The 18864-nt window shown below is 72.2% G+C and carries 14 protein-coding genes; 8 read left to right on the top strand and 6 right to left on the bottom strand.

All coding sequences use genetic code 11. From position 1 onward, the window contains the following. Positions 1 to 24: 24 nt before the first annotated feature. The 4 genes from BMY19_RS04450 to BMY19_RS04465 all read right to left on the bottom strand — a co-directional run bounded on the left by BMY19_RS04450 (position 25) and on the right by BMY19_RS04465 (position 6022). Positions 25 to 1251: a glycosyltransferase gene (locus tag BMY19_RS04450; RefSeq protein ID WP_170862904.1), complete on the bottom strand. Its 1227-nt coding sequence runs from the start codon at positions 1249 to 1251 to the stop codon at positions 25 to 27. Next, on the bottom strand, positions 1248 to 3443 hold the full coding sequence (locus tag BMY19_RS04455; protein WP_100250970.1) for a GumC family protein: 2196 nt from the start codon (positions 3441 to 3443) through the stop codon (positions 1248 to 1250). The genes BMY19_RS04450 and BMY19_RS04455 overlap by 4 nt, the downstream gene beginning before the upstream one ends. An 11-nt stretch (positions 3444 to 3454) precedes the next feature. Next, the gene (locus tag BMY19_RS04460; protein WP_100250971.1) at positions 3455 to 4624 is read right to left on the bottom strand and encodes a glycosyltransferase; all 1170 of its coding nucleotides are present in this window, start codon (positions 4622 to 4624) and stop codon (positions 3455 to 3457) included. Between the two features lie 309 nt (positions 4625 to 4933). Next, positions 4934 to 6022, bottom strand: a complete 1089-nt coding sequence (locus BMY19_RS04465; RefSeq protein ID WP_100250972.1) for an acyltransferase family protein — start codon at positions 6020 to 6022, stop codon at positions 4934 to 4936. A 384-nt stretch (positions 6023 to 6406) separates the two neighbouring features. Here BMY19_RS04465 and BMY19_RS04470 point away from each other — a divergent pair, with 384 nt between their 5' ends. From BMY19_RS04470 to BMY19_RS04505, 8 genes are all read left to right on the top strand, one after another. Then, a complete protein-coding gene (locus BMY19_RS04470) occupies positions 6407 to 6661 on the top strand; it encodes an acyl carrier protein (protein ID WP_020091554.1) in 255 nt (84 codons plus the stop codon). Further along, a complete protein-coding gene (locus tag BMY19_RS04475) occupies positions 6658 to 7821 on the top strand; it encodes an acyl-CoA dehydrogenase family protein (protein WP_100250973.1) in 1164 nt (387 codons plus the stop codon). Before BMY19_RS04470 ends, BMY19_RS04475 begins: the two co-directional genes overlap by 4 nt. Beyond that, the gene (locus BMY19_RS04480; protein ID WP_100250974.1) at positions 7821 to 8777 is read left to right on the top strand and encodes an amino acid--[acyl-carrier-protein] ligase; all 957 of its coding nucleotides are present in this window, start codon (positions 7821 to 7823) and stop codon (positions 8775 to 8777) included. Before BMY19_RS04475 ends, BMY19_RS04480 begins: the two co-directional genes overlap by 1 nt. Positions 8778 to 8781: 4 nt before the next feature. After that, positions 8782 to 9753 (top strand): DUF1839 family protein, encoded by a 972-nt coding sequence (locus BMY19_RS04485; RefSeq protein ID WP_100250975.1) that lies wholly within the window; start codon positions 8782 to 8784, stop codon positions 9751 to 9753. An 8-nt stretch (positions 9754 to 9761) separates the two neighbouring features. Next, positions 9762 to 12197 carry a glycosyl hydrolase 2 galactose-binding domain-containing protein gene (locus BMY19_RS04490; protein ID WP_100250976.1) on the top strand — a complete coding sequence of 812 codons (2436 nt, stop codon included), beginning with the start codon at positions 9762 to 9764 and terminating at the stop codon, positions 12195 to 12197. After that, positions 12187 to 13971 (top strand): alpha/beta fold hydrolase, encoded by a 1785-nt coding sequence (locus BMY19_RS04495; protein WP_100250977.1) that lies wholly within the window; start codon positions 12187 to 12189, stop codon positions 13969 to 13971. The genes BMY19_RS04490 and BMY19_RS04495 overlap by 11 nt, the downstream gene beginning before the upstream one ends. After that, a complete protein-coding gene (locus BMY19_RS04500; RefSeq protein ID WP_100250978.1) occupies positions 13968 to 15251 on the top strand; it encodes a hypothetical protein in 1284 nt (427 codons plus the stop codon). The genes BMY19_RS04495 and BMY19_RS04500 overlap by 4 nt, the downstream gene beginning before the upstream one ends. Positions 15252 to 15315: 64 nt before the next feature. After that, positions 15316 to 16140 carry an alpha/beta hydrolase gene (locus BMY19_RS04505; RefSeq protein WP_100250979.1) on the top strand — a complete coding sequence of 275 codons (825 nt, stop codon included), beginning with the start codon at positions 15316 to 15318 and terminating at the stop codon, positions 16138 to 16140. A gap of 72 nt (positions 16141 to 16212) precedes the next feature. Here BMY19_RS04505 and cydB read toward each other — a convergent pair whose 3' ends face one another. Together cydB and BMY19_RS04515 are read right to left on the bottom strand one after the other, a co-directional pair. Further along, positions 16213 to 17226, bottom strand: coding sequence for a cytochrome d ubiquinol oxidase subunit II (gene cydB, locus BMY19_RS04510; protein ID WP_091677838.1), 1014 nt, complete (start codon positions 17224 to 17226; stop codon positions 16213 to 16215). A gap of 4 nt (positions 17227 to 17230) precedes the next feature. After that, positions 17231 to 18673 carry a cytochrome ubiquinol oxidase subunit I gene (locus tag BMY19_RS04515; RefSeq protein WP_100250980.1) on the bottom strand — a complete coding sequence of 481 codons (1443 nt, stop codon included), beginning with the start codon at positions 18671 to 18673 and terminating at the stop codon, positions 17231 to 17233. Between the last annotated feature and the right edge of the window lie 191 nt (positions 18674 to 18864).

The raw sequence follows: 18864 nt of genomic DNA on the forward strand, positions 1-18864 counted from the left end.
ATAGGAAGGGGGATCGCCGGCCCGTCAGGCCCGGCCGGCGACCTGGAGGATGATGTCGGCGAGATCGCGCTGCATGCGCTCCGCGCCGTAGCGGGACAGCGCCCGTCCGCGCGCGAGCGCGGCGCGCGCCCTGAAGGCGCCGGGATCGGCGAACAGCGCCGACAGGGCCGCCGCGAGTCGATCCGGCCGACGCGGCGGCACCAGCGTCCCGGCCGCGCCGCCGTCGAGGATCTCGGCGGAGGCGCCGGCGTCGGTGGCGATCACCGGCACGCCGACCAGCATCGCCTCGACCAGGGTGCGACCGAACGGTTCGGGATCGACCGAGGGGTGCACGACCGCGTCGACCGCCTGCATCAGCCGGGGGACGTCGTCGCGCTGTCCGAGGAACAGCACCCGGTCCGAGAGGCCGCGCCGCGCCGCGAGGTCGCGCAGGTGCGCCGCGTAGGCATCCTCGCCGAAGAGCGGCGCCCCGACCACGACGCAGCGGAGGCCGGACAGGGTCGCCAGCGCCTCGATCAGAACGTCCTGCCCCTTCCAGGGCGCGAGGCGGCTGAAGACGCCGACGAGGGGGCCGTCCGGCAGGCCGAGTTCCGCGCGCAGAACGGCGGCGGAGCAGGGTGCCGGATCGACGTCGAGGCCGTTCGGCACGACGCGGATCAGCGACCGGCGCCCGCCGGACTGGACGAAGGCCCGCGCGGCGGCCTCGGAGGGAACGATCACCCGGGCGGCGCAGAGATTGGCGAGCCGGATCTGCAGGATGCGCTGCGCCCGGCCGAAATGCGCCCCGTCGAGGATGTCATGGAGGTGCCAGATCAGGGGGCGCCCGGCGGCGCGCGCGGCCAGAGACGAGAGCAGGAAGGCCTTCTGCGAGTTGGCGTAGACCACGTCGCAGGACCGGGCCGATCGGGCGATCTCCAGCGCCAGGGAACCGAGCTGTCCCAGGACCGGTAGCGCGCTCAGCGGTGACACGTCCCGCCGGAGGCCTGCCAGGGCGGACCGGCGGCGCGCGAGACGGATCTCCAGACCCGCGTCGCGGAGGGCCGCGGTCAGCGCGCCGTCCTCGAACAGGAAGGCGCTGGAGCCCGCCCAAGGCCGGACTGCGTCGCGGAGCACCAGCTCGGCACCGGACATCGTTCCGGTATGGCTCACGAACAGAACCCGCGGCCGCGCGGCGACGACGGACCGCGCGGCCTGCGCCCGGTCCAGGAGGCCGCGCTTCGCGAGCGCGTCGGCGGGGAGCACTTCGGTCATCGCGCGCTCGCGGCCGTGCGGGGATCGGGCAGCGGCATCACGTCGTAGGTCGACTGGATGCCCGGGCGGACCATCGTCATGGCGATCCCGAGGACGTGTCCGCCGGCGCGGCGCAGGTTCGCCACGGTCTCGACCGTATCGGAGAGCTGCGAGCGCCCGTAGCGGGCGCAGCAGAGCACGCCGTCGACGTGTCGGGCCAGCATCGCCGCATCCATCAGGAGGCTGGTCGGCGGGGTGTCCAGGAGGACGAGGTCGTAGCGGCGGCTCCACTTGAGGAAGTCGGCCATCCGGTCGCCCATCAGGAGCTCGGTCGAGTCGGCCGTCGGCGTTCCCGCGGGGATGACGTCGAAGCGTCCGGCCTGGACCACCGCGTCGGCCGGGTCGATCTCGCCGCGGAGCACGCCGCCGAGGCCGGGGCCGCGGCCGAGCCCGAGGGAGGCCTCGAAGTTCGGGCGCCGCAGGTCGCACTCGACCACCAGCACCCGGCGGCCGCTCGCGGCGCCGATGCCGGCCAGCGCGAAGGCCGTGAACGACTTGCCCTCCCGCGGCTTCGCCGAAGTCACCAGGATGACGCGGGACTTGCCGGCGCCCGCCAGCACGAGATGGGCGTGCAGGTTGCGCAGGACGTTCTGCATCACCGGGTCGACCCGCGCCCGCGCTAGGGCCTCCGCGAGGTCGAGCTCGCGCTGCCGCTCGGAGAAGCGGCCGACGAGGCCGGCGGGCTCCAGGCTCGGCAGCTGCGCGAAGACCGGGGCGCCGGTGCCGGCCATGAGCTGCGCCGAGGTGCGCACGCGCCGGTCGGTGTAGTCGCGCAGCAGCGCGGCGGCGGCCGCGAGCACGCCCGCCAGCACGATGCCGCCCGCCAGGAACGGCACGGCCTTGGGCGAGAACGGCTCCTGCGGTAGCTCGGCGAGGCTGACGAGCCGCGTGCTACCGGTGAGGATGCGCCGCTCGGTCTCCAGCTCGCCCGCCCGCTTGACCAGATCGGCGTAGCGGGTGCGCTTGATCTCGGCGTTGCGCACCATGCCCTCGATCGAGGCCTCGTCGTCCATGGCGGCGGCGGCGTCGGTCTTCGCCGTCTCGAGCTGGGCGCGCAGCGACTTGGCCAGGGCGTTCGAAGCCTCGTAGGACTTGCGCAGGCCCTTGGCGACGTTGCCGATCTCCTGCTCGATCCGAGCGCGCAGACTCGCCTGCTCGGTCTCGAGCGCCCGGATCACCGGGTGGTTCGTGCCCAGCAGGGTGCTCTGGTTGGCGAGCTGCGCGCTGACGCCGCTGAGCTGCTGCTTCAGCGAGACGATGGTCGGGCTTGCCAGGACGGCCGGGGCGCTGTCGGCGCCGCGGGCACCCTTGGCCTCGATCTCGGAGAGCCGCGCGGCCGCGTCCGCCTTGGCGGTCTCGGCCGCGGCGAGCTGTTGGCTGATGCTGGTGAGCCGCTCCGCGCTGATCGGGGCGAGCGAGCCCTTCAGCAGGCCCTTGCGGCGCCGGAAGGTCTGGATGCGGGTCTCGTCGGCCCGGATCGAGGCGTCCAGCTGGCTGATCTCGGTGTGCAGCCAGTCGGCCGCGGCCTTGCGGCTCGAGGCCTGCGCCTCGCGCTGGTCGTCCAAGAAGGCGTTGATCAGGCCGTTGGCCATCGTCTGCGCCGTCTCGGGCAGCGGCGACTTGTAGCCGATGGTGATGATGCGCGAGCGGCCGGAGCTCAGGACCGTGTAGCGCTTCTGCAGGTACTCGACGAGCGCGTTGCGGTCGGTCGTGAGCTTCGTGCAGGCGGCGTCCTTCTTCTCGCTGATCCGGTCGGGATGCCCGCCCGAGGCCGCGTAGCGGCACTCGGCCAGCACCGCGGCGAGGAGGTTGTCGTCGATCGCGAGGCGCAGGAGCCGCGGCGAGCGGATCACCAGGATCTGGCTCTCGATGTCGGCCGGGTCGCCGATCTTCTGGATCCAGGCCATCGAGGCGTTGTTGGCGCCCGGTTCCGCCTCGGCCACGATGACCGAGCCGCTCGCCACGTATTGCCGCTGGATCATCAGCAGGGCGGTCACGGCGAGGCCGAGGACGGTGGCGAACACCGCCGCGAACAGGTAGCGGCGCTGCCAGATCCGGGCGAGGGCCGCGGCCAGCGGACCGCCGCGCGCCGGCTCCTGGGCGAGGGCGCGAACCGGCGTCCGGTCGGCCAGATCGACAGTCAGGAAGGACATGCGGCGCGTCCTCAGCCGACGGCTTCGAGGCGCGGCAGGATCCGCGGGCGCGTCTCGCAGGCGGCCCGGTGCATCGCCATCTGGTCGTCGACGAAGGTCGAGAACCGGCTGCGGAACAGCTCGGCCGAGAACATCTCGGCCTGCGCCCAGCAGGCCTCGCGGGTGAAGTGGCTCTCCTGCAGCAGGAAGCGCTGGACGCACTCGGCGATGGCCACGGGCTCGGGCGTGTCGAAGAACATCCCGGTGCGCTGCGGGCCGCGGGTCTGGACCGTCTCGCGGGCGCCCCCGCGGCCCAGCGCGAGGACCGGCGTGCCCTCCGACGTGGCCTCGACCACGATGATCCCGAAATCCTCCTCGGCCGCGAAGATGAAGGCGCGGGCCGTGGCCATGAGGTGGCGCAGCTCCGCGTCGGGCACGAAGCCGGAGAACGACACGTTCGGCCCCGCGATCTCGCGCAGCCGCGCGGCATCGGGCCCGGTGCCCGCCACCACGAGTTCGAGGTCGGGGAGCAGCGCGAACGCGCGGATCACCGCCTCGACGTTCTTGTACGGCACGAGCCGGCTGGCCACGAGGAAGTGGTTGCCGCGCGCCCCGTCATACCGCTGGCTCGGCAGCGTGATCGGCGGGTGGATGACCTCGGCGGTGCGGCCGTAGACCTTGTGGATGCGGCGGGCGACGAAGGCGGAGTTGGCCACGATCGCGTTGGGACCGGCCGCCGTGCGAAAATCCCAGACGCGCATCCGGTGCAGGATCAGCCGGGCGAGCACGCTCTTCATGCCCGCGTCGCAGCCGCTCTCCCGCAGGTAGGTGTGCTGCATGTCCCAGGCGTAGCGCATGGGCGAGTGGATGTAGGAGACGTGGAGCTGGTCGGGCCCGGTGAGGACGCCCTTCGCCACCGCGTAGCTGCTCGAGATGACGAGATCGTAGGCCGACAGGTCGAACTGCTCGATCGCGAGCGGCATCAGCGGCAGGTAGTTGCGGTGCCGCGTCCGCGCGAAGGGCATGCGCTGGATGAAGCTCGTATGCGCCTGGGTGTAGCCCAGCCGCGCCCGGTCCGCTTCGGGCAGGAAGTCGAAGAGCGCGAAGACATCCGCGTCCGGATAGATCCGCAGCAGCTGCTCGAGGACACGCTCGGCGCCACCGACGATGTACAACCAGTCGTGAACGATCGCGACACGCATCACAGCTTCCTCGACGGTGCGCCGGACGCTGGACCATGCATTCCGTCCCGCCGGTCCCGCCAGTGACAGCGGGCCAAGGCACACACGAAAGGGTAATAGCAGCGTGATCTGTAAAAAAGGGGTCACCGCCGCAGTAACAGTCGAAAATAGCGCCTGTTTAGACGCGAGACGCGGCGTGTAAACTTAATTTTTGCCAATAATTAACGTTAAGCGAAGGGTGTTCTCAGACCTGCAATCTTCGGCATGACTCCCCGTGGGTGCCCGCTGCGCCGGGTCGGCACACCTGCGGCGGAGGCCCGGCTGCGCGGCCTACGAAGCGGCGGGAACGGGCAAGGGATCGGGCGAGGGCCGCCGGTCGAGCCGGCGCCGCAGGGCCGCGATCACCGGCGTCTCGACATACCGGAATAGCAACTCGCCGGCGGCGACCGCCGCCGGGAACGCGATCGCGAAGATCAGGGCGGCGCGCGCGAAGCCGGGCGCGACGACGAGCGCCGCGACTTTGGCGGCGCTGTGCAGCAGCAGGTTGTGGACCAGGTAGAAGGAATAGCTGGCATTGCCCTGCGACAGCAGCCAGCGCGACTTCAGGGCGATGCCGCCCTGCTCCAGCAGCAGCATCGCACCGACGATCAGGACGGCCGCTGACCCCCAGATCAGCGGGCGCGCGAAGCCGGACAGCTCGGGGCTGACGCCGAGCGCGTCGGTCACGATCTGGCCGCCGAGGATGAGCAGAAGAGCGGCCGCGACGGCCGCGCACGCCACGCGCCGGACCGGGAAGCCCGCGGCCGGCGCCCGGAGCCGCAGGTAGGCGTATCCCAGCCCGATGCCGGCGGCGAACTCGATCAGGATCGGCTTCGTGTAGTACGCCCAGTAGAGATTCGACGCGGGCAGCAATCCGAGCAGGATCAGCGCCAGGAAGATCGCGGCCGCACCGAGCGCCCGGAAGGCGGGTCTCGGCACCATGAGCAGCGCCGCGAAGACCACGTAGAAGAACATCTCGTAATTGAGTGTCCAGCCCACGGAGTTCAGCGGCTCGACGAAGCCGCCGCGGGAGAACGGCATGAACAGCAGGGACTGGACGACGTAATCCGGCCGGATCTCCACGATCCCGATGGGCTTCAGGCCCGTCAGCGCGATCAGCGCCAGGGCAAGCGTGACGAGCCAGTAGACCGGGACAACGCGCGACGCGCGGCGGAGCAGGAACTCGCCCGGGCTCTCGCGGCGCCCGCTCGTGCTCACGAACATGATGAACCCGGAGAGCACGAAGAACACGTCGACCCCGCTCGCGCCGAAGGCGAACAGATCCGGCCTCGGCAGCACGGGGCCGATGTAGAGGCCGAAATGCGTGAGGAAGACGAGGTACGAGGCGACGGCGCGCAGGATTTGAAGGTTGTAGATCATCGCGCGCCGGCTGATCGCTGAGCCCGCCCGGGACGGGCTACGTCGCGCCCTTATGGCCGAGATGGCCCCGCCGCGTCACGACGAGTCCGGAAACGTCCTAAATGGCCCGCGTCTCGAATTTAAGATCAGGCGGGGCATTTACACGCATGAGTTGCTAAATCCGCGAAATCTCTGGACGCACGATCACGAAAGCAAGAGCTGGAAAGTGATCGTAAAGGTGGCGCCGCCGAATGTAGGCCGCCGGCCGCATCCGGTTCCTGTTTGCACGGCGCGCAACCCTGTGTCGCCCTCTACGGACCGCTATTTACTATTAATCAATAGATAATTTGACGCCGAGCCGATCCGAACAATAGCGTCATGATAACTGGAATAAGGAGTTCCGCCTTGAACATCGCTCAAGACATCCGTGAGATTCTCGGGGCGAACGAAGCCTTCGCCGGGAAGGCCGACCAGCTCTCCGAGGATGACAGCCTGTTCGATCTCGGGCTGGACTCGTTCGGTTCCGTCCAGCTGATGCTGGGCCTCGAGGAGCGTTTCAGCATCGAGTTCCCCGACGAGCTCCTGAACCGCAAGTCGTTCTCGTCGATCCGCGCGATCCGCGAGGCCGTCTCCACCCTCATCCAGCAGGAAGCCGCATGAGCCCGCTCGCCGCGCGCGCCGAGCGGGCCGCGGCGGTGGCGGCGCACCACGCCGACGCCGTCGACCGCGAAGGCCGCTTTCCCGAGGAGGCCGTGGCCGCGATGAGGTCCGAGCGGCTGCTCGGCCTCCAGATCCCCGGCCAGCTCGGCGGCGAGGGCGCCGGGCTGACGCAGATCGCCGAGCTGTGCAGCACGTTCGGTCAGGCCTGCAGCGCGGCCGCGATGGTCTTCGCGATGCACCACATCAAGGTGTCCAGCCTCGTGACCCACGGCCTCGACAGCCCGTGGCACGGGCGCCTGATGGAGCGCATCGCGCGCGAGCAGCTGCTCGTCGCCTCCTCGACCACGGAGGCGGGCATCGGCGGCGACCTGCGCAACAGCCTCTGCGCCGTGGAGACCACCGGCGAGGTGTTCGCCCTCGGGAAGGACGCGTCGGTCATCTCCTACGGCGCCCACGCCGACCTGATCCTCGCCACGGCCCGGCGCCATCCGGACGCCGCGACGTCCGATCAGGTCCTCGTCGCGCTGATGGCCGACCAGATCTCCCTCGCGCGAACGGGCGACTGGGACACGCTCGGGATGCGCGGGACCTGCAGCGACGGCTTCCGCCTGGAAGCCCGAAATGTCCCGGTCGAGCAGATCCTGCCGAAGCCGTTCGCGGAGATCGCCGCCCAGTCGATGCTGGCCTCCTCGCACCTGCTGTGGAGCAGCGTCTGGTACGGGATCGCGACCTACGCGGTCGACCGCGCCCGCGCCTTCGTGCAGGCCGAGGCGCGGCGCCGGCCCGGGCAGGTCCCGCCGACCGCGACGCGCCTCGCCGAGGTCTCCAGCGCGCACCAGGCCATGCGCGGCACCATCGTGTCGGCCCTGCGCCGCTTCGAGGACGCCCACGGCGACGCCGACACGATCGGCTCCGTCGGCTTCTGCGTGATGCTCAACAACCTGAAGATCACCGTCTCCGACATGGCGGTCGACATCGTCCGGCGGGCGCTCGCGATCGTCGGCCTCGCCGGCTACCGCAACGACACGCCCTTCAGCCTGGGCCGGCCGCTGCGCGACGTCCTCTCCGCGCCGCTGATGATCGGCAACGACCGCATCCTCGCCAACACCGCCAAGCTCCTGCTCGTGCAGAAGGGCAGCGGCCAGCTCATGAGCGCGTGATGGAATCGATCTCCTCTCCCCCCGGCGACGTCGTGCTCGAGGACGAGCCGGCCGGCGGCCCGACCTTCCTCGACCGCCTGTTCGATCACGGCCTGCTCGTCCGGACCGGCGTCGACGGCCTCTACGGCCGCAGCGGCGGCTTCGAGAGCGTCGTCGACGCCCTCGACCGGATGATCACGCGACTCGGGGCCACCGAGGAGGCCGAGGTGCTGCGCTTCCCGCCGGCCATGAGCCGCCCGGCCTTCGAGCGCAGCGGCTACCTGAAGGGCTTCCCGAACCTCGCCGGCACCGTACACAGCTTCTGCGGCGACGCGCGCGGCCATGCCGAGATCCTCGCCTGCCTCGAAGCCGGGACCGACTGGACCGGGCAGCAGGAGGCCACCGACATCGTGCTGACGCCCGCGGCCTGCTACCCGGTCTACCCGGTCGCCGCCGCGCGGGGCGCGCTGCCGGCCGAGGGCCGCCTGTTCGACCTGCAATCCTACTGCTTCCGGCGCGAGCCCTCGCTCGAGCCGACCCGGATGCAGCTGTTCCGGATGCGCGAATACGTGCGCATGGGCAGCCCCGAGCAGGTCCTGGCCTTCCGCGAAGCCTGGCTCGAGCGCGGCACGGCCATGATCCGCGCCCTCGGTCTCCCCTTCGCGATCGACGCGGCCAACGACCCGTTCTTCGGCCGCGCCGGCCGGATGCTCGCCAACAACCAGCGGGCGCAGGGACTGAAGTTCGAGCTGAACGTCCCGGTCAACAGCGTCGACAAGCCGACGGCCTGCCTCAGCTTCAACTATCACCAAGACCATTTCGGCAGCACCTGGGAGCTGCGCCAGGCCGACGGCGAGGTCGCCCACACGGCCTGCGTCGGCTTCGGCCTGGAGCGGATCACGCTGGCGCTCCTGCGCCACCACGGGCTCGATCTCGCCGCGTGGCCGGCCGCCGTGCGCGCCGAGCTGTGGGGCTGAGGCGGTGACCGCCGCGCTGCGCCTGCCGGAGGGTCTCGGAGCCGCGGGCCCCTACGTCCCGCACCCGCTCCACGATTCCGGCCGCGACTGGCCGGAGACGAACTGCTACGTCGACCTCTGGATCGAGCTGCTGCACGGACGCGGCCTCGTTCCGGAGGCGATGCTGGGCTTCACCCTGCGGCAGGATTTCGAGGGCGATCAGTTCACCTTCTTCAAGCCGCCGTCCGGCGACATCGAGCGCCTCTACGGTCTGGAGGTGCTGGAACTCGCGGTCTACGGCGGCCTCGAGAACCACGCCGCGATCCAGGCCGCGGCCGGCCGGCCGGTGCTGGTCGAGGTCGACGCGATCTACCTGCCGGACACCCAGGGGACCACCTACCGACGCGAGCACGGCAAGACCACGATCGGGATCCTGGCCATCGATCCGGCCGCGCAGGAGCTCGATTACCTGCACAATGCGGGTCGCTTCCGCCTCGCCGGGAAGGATTACGCCGGGATCTTCGAGCCGGCGACGCTGCCGCCCTACGCCGAGTTCGTGAAGACCGTCGCACCGTCGCTCGGCCCGGCGGATCTGCCGGCGGTCGCGCGCGAACTGCTCGTCCGGCATCGCGCCCGGGCGCCCCGGCTCAACCCCGTCCTGGCGTTCCGCGACACCCTCGCGGCGACGGCCGCGGAGCTGGTCGTCCGGCCGCTCAGCGTGTTCCACGCCTACGCCTTCAACACGACGCGCCAGCTCGGCGGCAACTTCGAGATGCTCGCCAGCCATCTCACGTGGCTCGAGGCCCGGGAGGCCGGCGGATTCGGGCCAGCCGCCGCGGCCGCCGCGGACCTGAGCCGCGAGGCCAAGGCCTTCCAGTTCCAGCTCGCCCGCGCGTTCCATCGCCGCTCGGCCGAGGGCCTGGCGCCGCGCCTCGACCGCCTCGCGGCGACCTACGACCGCGTCTTCGCGGATCTCGACCGCGCGCTGGACCGCTGAGAGGCGTCGTGGCCCGCATCCGCAGCGTCGACGACCGCGCGCCGGAGGTTTGGTTCGGGCCCTGGCGGCTCGCCGCGACGCCGGCGGGCGCCTGCGCGGGTCCCTGCGATCTGGACGGGATCACCGGCTGGATCGCTGCCGAGGTTCCGGGCACCGCCGCCGACGCCCTTCGAGCCGCCGGACGCTGGAGCGAGGCGGCGCCGGAGCCGATCCACGACCGCGACGTCTGGTATCGGACACACATCTCCGGTTCCGGCCCGGCCCGGCTGCGCTTCGGGGGCCTCGCCACCCTCGCCGAGGTCTGGCTCGACGGCGTCCCGGTCCTGTGCGCCCGCGCGATGTTCGAGGAGCACGTCGTCGACGTGGACCTCGGTGGCGCTTCCGAGCTCGCGCTCTGCTTCCGCGCGCTCCGGGCGGAACTCGACCGCCCGGCCAAGCGCGGGCGCTGGCGGCCGCGGATGATCACGCCCGGGTCGCTGCGCCACGTGCGCACCAGCGTCATCGGCTTCATGCCGGGCTGGTGTCCCGAGATCGACCTCGTCGGGCCCTACCGCCCGATAACCGTCGAGCCGGTCCGCCCCCGCGCAAGCGCCGCGGATGTGCGTACGACCCTCGACGGCGACGTCGGCCGGGTGGCCGTGCGCCTGCGGGTCGACGGTCCGGTCGGCACCGTCCTCCTCCGATGCGGCGGGGGCGAAGCCCCGCTCGCGGAGGTCGAGCCGGGCCTGTTCGCGGGCGCGCTGGCGCTGCCCGGCATCGCGCCCTGGTGGCCGCATACCCACGGCGCAGCGAACCTCCACCCGGTCGAAGTCCGCGTCGACGGGGCGCAAATCGACCTGGGCCGCGTCGGCTTCCGGACCCTGTCGCTCACGCGGCCGTTCGCGGAGGGGCTCGCGCTGGCCGTGAACGGCGTGCCGCTCTTCTGCCGGGGCGCCGTCTGGACGCCGCCGGACCTCGTCGGGCTGGGCACGGACGGCACCCGCGCCTTGCTCGAGTTGGCGCGCGAGGCCGGCATGAACATGCTGCGCGTGCCCGGGACGACGCTCTATCCGGCCTCGGACTTCTACGATCTCTGCGACGAGTTCGGCATCCTGGTCTGGCAGGACTTGATGCTCGCCAACTTCGACTACCCGCACGCCGAACCAGCTTTCGCGGCCGCGCTCGACCGCGAGCTGAGCGGATTCCTTGACCGCACGCAGACCGCGCCGTCGCTCTGCGTGGTCTGCGGCGGCAGCGAGGTCTGGCAGCAGGCGGCGATGCTCGGGGCGCCGCGCGCCGTCTGGGCCGACGCCTACTGCGCGGAGACGCTGGCGGAGCGGGTGGCAGCGTGGGGGCCCGATCTCGTCGTCGTGCCGAACTCGCCCTCCGGCGGCGACCTGCCGTTCTCGCCGCGCGGGGGTTGCACGCACTATTTCGGCGTCGGCGCCTATCGACGGCCCCTGGAAGATGCCAGCCGGGCCGAGGTCGGCTTCGCCAGCGAGTGCCTCGCCTTCGCCAACCCGCCCGAACCCGGCACGCCGGGCCCGACCGGACCGGCCGACCCGCTCTGGCAGGCCGGCATCCCGCAGGACCGCGGCGCCGTTTGGGACTTCGAGACGGTGCGCGACCACTACGTCGGCGCGCTCTACGGCGTCGATCCGGCGACCCTGCGCGCCGAGGACCCGGACCGCTACCTCGAGCTCGGCCGCGCGGCGGTGGCCGAGGTCATGGAGGCGACTTTCTCCGAGTGGCGCCGGCCGCGCTCGCCGACGGCCGGCGGCCTCGTCCTGATGATGCGCGACCTCGCGCCCGGAGCCGGCTGGGGCGTGATCGACTGGACGCAGCGCCCGAAATCGGCCTGGTACGCGCTGAGGCGCGCCTTCCGCCCGGTCCAAGTCCTCCTCACCGATGAGGGCCTCGACGGCCTCCATGTCCACGTCCTCAACGAGACGGCGACGGCCCGGGCGCTGACGCTGTCCCTGATCTTCTGCGATGTGGCGGGCCGCGTCGCGGCGCGCGCCGAGCGCGATCTCGTGGCCGGCCCGCGGGCGGCGCTCACGTTCACCTCCGCGACCCTTCTCGGGCGCTTCTTCGACGCCGCCGACAGCTACCGATTCGGACCCCGGATCCACGATCTCGCGCACGCGCGGCTGACCGACGCCGACGGGCGCGTGATCGCCGAGAGCTTCCATGTCCTGAGCGCGGGGCCGCTCGACCGGTCGGCCGTCGGCCTCCGGGCCGAAGCTGTCGCGACCGAGGCGGGGCTGGGTCTGCGGATCAGCACCGAGCGCTTCGCCCGCGGCGTCCAGGTGCTGGCCCCGGGGGCACGGCCGACCGACAGCGGCTTCCACCTCGCCCCGGGGTCGAGCCGGATCATCACCTTCGCGGAGGCCGCCCGGCTCCCGCGCGGGCGCGTGCGGGCCATCAACAGCGACGAGATCGTGGAATTCGGTCATGACGGGTGAAGTCGGGTCCGAGGCCGCGGTGTCGGTGCCGGTGACCTTCGACGGGCTGTTCGGGTGGCTTCATCCGGCGGCCGGGACGCGGGGCGTCGTCCTCTGCGGGGCCTACGGCTTCGAGCAGATGGCCGCGCATCGGCCCTGGCGCTCCCTGGCCGAGGGCCTCGCCGCGGCGGGCTGCCCGACGCTGCGCTTCGACTATCCGGGTGAGGGCGACTCGGCCGATCTGGACGAGGCGCGGGTCGCTGGCTGCGTCGCTGCGGTGCGTGGGGCCATCGCGTACCTGCGCGCGACGACCGGCGTCGCGGAGATCGTCGTCGTCGGCCTGCGGCTCGGCGCGACCTTCGCGGCTCTGGCCGGCGAGGCGGAGCCCGTCGACCGCCTCGTCCTGCTGGCGCCGGTCACGACCGGGCGCGCGTATCTGCGCGAGATGCGGCTGCGGGCGCAGACGATCGGCCGCCTGCCGGACGGGTCCGCTCCGGCGCAGGACCCGGACAGCCTCACCGTGGGCGGCTTCCGGATGGAGGCGGCGTTCCTCACCGATCTCGCCGACCTGAACCTCGCGCGGCTCGCGCGGGCGCCGGCCCGCCACGCGCTGCTCCTCGCGCCCGAGACCAAGGCGCTGGCCGCGCACCTCGGCGCTCTCGGCTGCGACGTGGCGACGGGAGCGTTCCCGGGCCTCGCGGCGCTCGTCGCCGATCCGATCTTCTCGGATGTCCCGACCGCGGATTTCGCCCGCGTCATCGGCTTCGCGACCGACGGGATGGCGGCCGCCGGGCCGCGACCCGGCGGCGTCGCCATCGACGGGCGCCGGAACGGGCTGACCGGACCGGGCTGGGCGGAGGCGCCGGTCCGCTTCGGGCGCGGCCTGATCGGCATCCGCTGCCGGCCCGACCGGGTGGAAAGCGCGGCGCCGACGATCCTGTTCGTCTCGACGGGCATGAGCGTGCATTCCGGATGGGGGCGCCAGACCACGGATCTCGCCCGGCGCCTCGCCGCGGAGGGGATCGCGTCGGTCCGGTTCGACCTGCGCGGCATCGGCGACAGCGACGAGCGGCCGGACGGCCGCAAGCCCCTCTTCGCCGCGGACGGCTTCGCCGACGTCACGGCGGCGGTCGACCTGATCGCCGGCGCGGGCGGCCCGATCCTGCTGGTGGGCGGGTGCAGCGGCGCCTACGCGGCCTTCCACGCGCTCTGCCGGGACCGCCGGATCGACGGCGCGCTCCTGCTCAACCTCTACTGCTTCGACTGGGACCCGGATCAGGACCTCGACCAGGTCATCCGGCAGACCTTCGGGAGCGCGTCCACCTACGCGGCCCTGCTCAAGCGGGGCGCGACCTGGCGCCGGCTGATCCGCGGCGAGATCCGGATCGCCGCCATCGCCTCGGTCCTCGCCCGGCGCGGCATCGAGGCCGGGATCCGCCGCCTGCGCCGGGCTCTCCGCCCCGGTCCGCTCGGGGGCTCGCCCGCCCGGCGGGTCGCGGCTCTCCGTCGGCGGGGCGCGGAGATCCACCTGCTCTACAGCGCGGGCGATCCGGGCCTCGCGGCCGTCCGCCGCCATCTGGGACGCTCGCCCGGACCGGCCGACCGCCGTGTCGGAGCGCCCGTGACGGTGGTACCGGGCGTGGACCACAATTTCGGTTCCCGCGAGGCCCAGGCCCGGGTCGCGGAGGCGCTGCAGGACCTCCTGCGCGCCGTCCGCCGCGCCCACGCGACGCGCACCGTCGCGGCGAAGGCCGCCGCGCCGGGAAGCGGTCTCACCCTGGCGGGCCGGACGTGACCCGTCTCACGCGCCGGTCGGCCCTCGCACTGGCGGCGGGCGCGCTCGCGGCCGGTCGGGCCGCCGCGGCCGAGCCGCTGCACCGCTGCGAGGCGCTGATCGACTCGATCGGCGTCAACGTGCATCTCGGCCATCGCGGCACCCCCTACGTCGACCGCTTCGCCGCCTGCGCCCAGGCGCTCGACGAACTCGGGATCCGGCACCTGCGCGACGACATCGTGCTCGTCGGCGACGAGCCGGCCGGGCAGTTCGAGCGCATCGCCGATCTGGCCGACCGGGGCTACCGTTTCAGCCTGATCTTCTACGACGGGCTCACGCCGGGGCCGCGGGTGCCGCCGGAGCGCTTCGCCGAGATCGCCGGCTGGGCCGGCGACGGGCTCATCGTGGCGGAGGGTGGCAACGAGCCGCCGGTCGCGGTGCGGCCGGGCCTCGCGCGGCTCTCGGCCGATCATCAGGCGGCCCTGTTCCGCGCGGTGCGGGCGGACACGCGGGCCGAGGCCGTGCGCGTGGCCGGACCGAGCTACATCCAGGGTAACGTCGCGGCGGCGCAGAACCTCGCGGCGGTCGTCGACCTCGCCAACATCCACGCCTATCCCGGGGCCGAGCACCCGGAAACCGACGGCGGCGGCAGCCTCGCGCGCTTCGTCGCGGCCGCGCGCCCGGTCTTCGGCGACGCGCCCGTGATCGCGACCGAGAACGGCTACCACACGGCGCTCGCCACCGGCAGCGCCCACCTGCCGATCTCGCCGGGCCTGCGCGCCCGCTACCTCCCGCGGATGCTGCTCTGGAGCTACCTCCAGGGCGTGCGGCGGACCTACCTGTACGAGCTGATCTCCAGCTTCGACCGCGGCGACGCCGATCCCGAGAGCCGCTTTGGCCTTCTCGCCCACGACGGTCGCCCCACACCCGCCTTCGCGGCGGTGCGCAACCTCGTCCGGCTGTTCGGCGCCCCCGCCGGGGAGATCGCCGCCGTTCCGGCCGACCGCGACGTCACGCTCGGCAGCCCCGTTCCCGATCTCATCAGCGCGCGGTTCGCGCGGCGGGACGGGGCGACGCTCGTCCCGATCTGGCTCGGCCTCGACGGCTGGGACCGGCGTAGCCGGGCACCCCGGCCGGACTTGCCGGCGCGGACCGCCGAGCTCCGGCTGTCACGGCAGCCCCGGCGAGTGCGCCTCCATCGCTTCGACGACGACGGCGCCGTGAGCGTGGTGGAGCTTCCCGCGGACAGGCGGGTGCCGGTCCCAGTCACGGACCGCCTCGGCGTCGTCGAGCTCACCTAGGGTCGCCGCCGACGGAGGCGTTCCGTGACGCGCCCGATCTCCGACCCTCGCGGAGGCCTGATCCATGCTGAGCTACCTGGGTGACACGATCGTCGGCCTGACCCTCGCGGTCCTGAACGCGCTGGCGCCGCTCGAAGTCCACGTGGACAAGGGCGTCCCCTATGCCGACGGGAGCGCGCACCGGGCCGACATCTACCGGCCAGCCGCCGGGAAGCCGCGTCCGGTCGCCGTGTTCCTGTACGGCGGCGGGTGGCGGACCGGATCGAAGGACGAGGTTGCCTACGTGGGCGCGGCCTTCGCGCGGCGGGGCGTCATCGCGGTCATCCCCGAGTACCGCCACGTGCCGGCGGCGAGCCTCCAGGACATCCTCGCGGACAACGCCGCCGCCGTCGCCTGGACCCTCGCGCACGCGACCGAGTACGGCGGCGATCCCGCCCGCGTCACCGTCGTGGGGCATTCCTCGGGGGCCTGGGCCGCCGCGATGCTGGGCCTCGACGCGACCTGGCTCCAGCGGGCCGGCTCCAGTCCCGCCAAGCTCGCCGGGATCGTCGGGCTGGCCGGACCCTACGCGGCATCGGCGCTGACCGATCCGCTGGATCGCCAGGTGTTCGCGGGCAGCGATCCGGCCCTGCAGCCGATCAACCACGCCGCGGATCCCCATCCGGCGATGCTGCTGGCCACCGGCGCGGCCGATCTCGACGTAAACCCCGCCGGAACCCTGTCGCTCGACCGGGCGCTGCGCGGCTTCGACGGCAGGGAGACGATGAAGACCTACCCGGGTCTCGGGCACGGGCAGATCGTCCACGCGATGAGCTTCCCGTTCAGTCTCCGGTACTCGATCGCGGACGACGTCGCGCGTTTCGTTAAGGGCGCCCGTGCCGGCCCTTGAGGCCGAGCGCGCGAGGGCAGGGACCGGCGCGGCGCGCCGATCCCTGCGTCCCCATTCGACGGGCCGCGGGTCTCAGTGATAGCCCGGCGCGCCCGCCGCGACCTTGCCGCGGAACAGCCAGTAGACGTAGCCGGTGTAAGCCAGGATCATCGGGACCAGGATCACCGCGCCGGCCAGAAGGAACGCCTGGCTGCTCGGGTGGGTCGCCGCGTCCCAGATCGTGACCACCGGCGGGACGATCATCGGCCACAGACTGATGCCGAGCCCGACATACGACATGAGGAACAGGCCCAGGGCGCAGAGGAACGGCGTCACTTCGGCCCGCCGATCGAGCGCGACGAAGAAGCGCCACGCCAGCAGCGCGACCAGGGCCGGCACCGGCGCGGCCAAGGCGAGATTCGGCCAGGACAACCACCGCGCGCGGAACGCGTCGCTGAGGATCGGCATCGCCGCCGAGATGACCACGATGGCCACCAGCGTGACGAGACCGAGCCGGCGCGCGAGCCGGTAGGCCCGGAGCTGGAGCTCGCCCTCCGTCTTCCAGATCAGCCAGCAGGCGCCGAGCAGACCGTAGCCGGCGACCAGGGCGGCCCCGGTCAGCACCGAGAACGGCGTCAGCCAGTCCCACCAGCCGCCCGCGTAGGCGCGACCCTCGACCCGGATGCCCTGGACCAGGGCCCCGAGGCAGATGCCCTGGCAGAAAGTCGCCACGTAGCTGCCCCACGAGAAGGACCGGTCCCAGGTCCGCTGGCTCGCGGGCGAGGCCGCGCGGAATCGCATCTCGAAGGCGACGCCGCGGAAGACCAGCGCGAGGAGCATCAGGATCAGCGGCATGTAGAGCGCCGGCAGGATCGTGGCGTAGGCCAGCGGGAACACCGCGAACAGCCCGCCGCCGCCGAGGATGAGCCAGGTCTCGTTCCCGTCCCAGACCGGCGCCACGGTGTTGACCATGACGTCCCGGTCCGCCTTGCCGCGCACCGCCGGGAACAGGATGCCGACCCCGAGGTCGAAGCCGTCCATCACCACGTAGAGGAAGACCGCCGTGGCGATGAGGAGCGCCCAGATGAGCGTGAGATCGAGGGGCATCGGGCTACTCCGCGGGCTGCGCGAGGGGGCGGCCGGCAGTCGGAGCGCCGGCGACGAGGGCGGGGGCGGGCGTGATGCCGGCGGTGCGGATCGGCTGTCCGGGCGGCGGGCCGGGCTCGTGGGCGTGCGGCGCCTGATTGAACAGGTGCAGGAGGTACCAGATGCCCGCGCCGAACACCGCGAGGTAGACCGCCGCGAAGGCCGCCAGCGAGGCGGCGACAGCCGGGGCCGCCACCGGTGACACGCTGTCGACGGTGCGCAGCGCGCCGTAGACGGTGAAGGGCTGACGCCCCGCCTCGGTCACCGTCCAGCCGGCCGTGACCGCGATCAGGCCGGACGGCCCCATGCCGACCGCGAAGCGGTGCAGCCAGGGCGTGTCGTAGAGCAGTCCGCGGTGGCGCAGCCAGAGCGCGGCGAGACCGAGGGCGATCATCAGCAGGCCGAGGCCGACCATGATCCGGAACGACCAGAACACCAGGGGGAGGTTGGTCGGCCAGAGGTCGCGCGGCATGTCGTTGAGCCCGCGGACCTCACCGTCGAGATCGTGGGTCAGGTAGAGGCTGGCGAGGCCGGGAATCTCGATCCGGCCCCGCACCGCGCCCGCCTCCGCGTCCGGCCACCCGAACAGGATCGCGGGGGCCCGGCGCTCCGTCCGGAAATGACCCTCCATGGCGGCGACCTTGGCGGGCTGGTGCGCGTAGGAATTGCCGCCGTGCAGGTCGCCGATCACCAGCTGGGCCGGAGCCACAGCGGCGGCCATCCACATGGCCATCGAGAACATCAGCCGGGCCCGGGGATTGGCCCGGTCCCGCAGCAGGTGCCACGCGCCCACGGCGCCGACGATCATCGCGGTGGTGAGGTAGGCGCCGGTGACCGTGTGGGCGAAGCGGTAGGGGAAGGACGGGTTGAAGACGATCGCCCACCAGTCGGCCGGGTTGAAGCGGCCGTCCGGCGCGACGACGTGGCCGGTGGGTGTCTGCATCCAGGAATTGGCCGAGAGGATCCAGAACGCGGAAGTCAGGGTGCCGACGGCGACGAGGCAGGTCGCCAGGAAGTGGAGCCCCTTGCCGACCCGCTCGAGGCCGAACAGCATGACGCCGAGGAAGCCCGCCTCCAGGAAGAAGGCCGTGAGCACCTCGTAGCCGAGAAGCGGCCCGAGCACCGGCGCCGTCCGGTCGGCGAAGACCGACCAGTTCGTGCCGAACTGGTAGCTCATGACTAGGCCGGACACGACGCCCATCGCGAAGGCAACCGCGAAGATGCGGAGCCAGTAGCGGTAGGTGTCCAGATAGACGGCCTTCCCGGTGCGCAGCCAGAAGCCTTCGAGCACGGCGAGGTAGCTCGCGAGCCCGATGGTGAAGGCCGGGAACAGGAAGTGCCAGACGACGGTGAGCGCGAATTGGGCTCGCGCGAGATTGACTGCACTCGGCAGTTCGAGGGCGGACATCGCGGTCTCCAGGGGACGAACGCGGCAGCTCTGCCGTGGCCCGGATCGCGACGCGTTGATTCAGCTCAAGGCCGGTGCCGTGAATCTGAGGGCGTCGGCGCGATTGCGCTAGATCAAGGCCATCGCCCGCGCCACCTGCGACATCCTGCAGGCGAGTACCCTCTGCTGCCTCATGGCGCACTGACGGGCCG

The sequence above is a fragment of the Methylobacterium sp. UNC300MFChir4.1 genome (assembly GCF_900110155.1).
Classification (GTDB): domain Bacteria; phylum Pseudomonadota; class Alphaproteobacteria; order Rhizobiales; family Beijerinckiaceae; genus Methylobacterium.

Excerpts from the sequence above, each read along its gene's own strand:
- cydB (WP_091677838.1), bottom strand. The coding sequence starts at position 17,226 with ATGCCCCTCGATCTCACGCTCATCTGGGCGCTCCTCATCGCCACGGCG.
- BMY19_RS04460 (WP_100250971.1), bottom strand. The coding sequence starts at position 4,624 with ATGCGTGTCGCGATCGTTCACGACTGGTTGTACATCGTCGGTGGCGCC.
- BMY19_RS04465 (WP_100250972.1), bottom strand. The coding sequence starts at position 6,022 with ATGATCTACAACCTTCAAATCCTGCGCGCCGTCGCCTCGTACCTCGTC.
- BMY19_RS04450 (WP_170862904.1), bottom strand. The coding sequence starts at position 1,251 with ATGACCGAAGTGCTCCCCGCCGACGCGCTCGCGAAGCGCGGCCTCCTG.
- BMY19_RS04515 (WP_100250980.1), bottom strand. The coding sequence starts at position 18,673 with ATGTCCGCCCTCGAACTGCCGAGTGCAGTCAATCTCGCGCGAGCCCAA.
- BMY19_RS04505 (WP_100250979.1), top strand. The coding sequence starts at position 15,316 with ATGCTGAGCTACCTGGGTGACACGATCGTCGGCCTGACCCTCGCGGTC.
- BMY19_RS04475 (WP_100250973.1), top strand. The coding sequence starts at position 6,658 with ATGAGCCCGCTCGCCGCGCGCGCCGAGCGGGCCGCGGCGGTGGCGGCG.
- BMY19_RS04480 (WP_100250974.1), top strand. The coding sequence starts at position 7,821 with ATGGAATCGATCTCCTCTCCCCCCGGCGACGTCGTGCTCGAGGACGAG.
- BMY19_RS04495 (WP_100250977.1), top strand. The coding sequence starts at position 12,187 with ATGACGGGTGAAGTCGGGTCCGAGGCCGCGGTGTCGGTGCCGGTGACC.
- BMY19_RS04455 (WP_100250970.1), bottom strand. The coding sequence starts at position 3,443 with ATGTCCTTCCTGACTGTCGATCTGGCCGACCGGACGCCGGTTCGCGCC.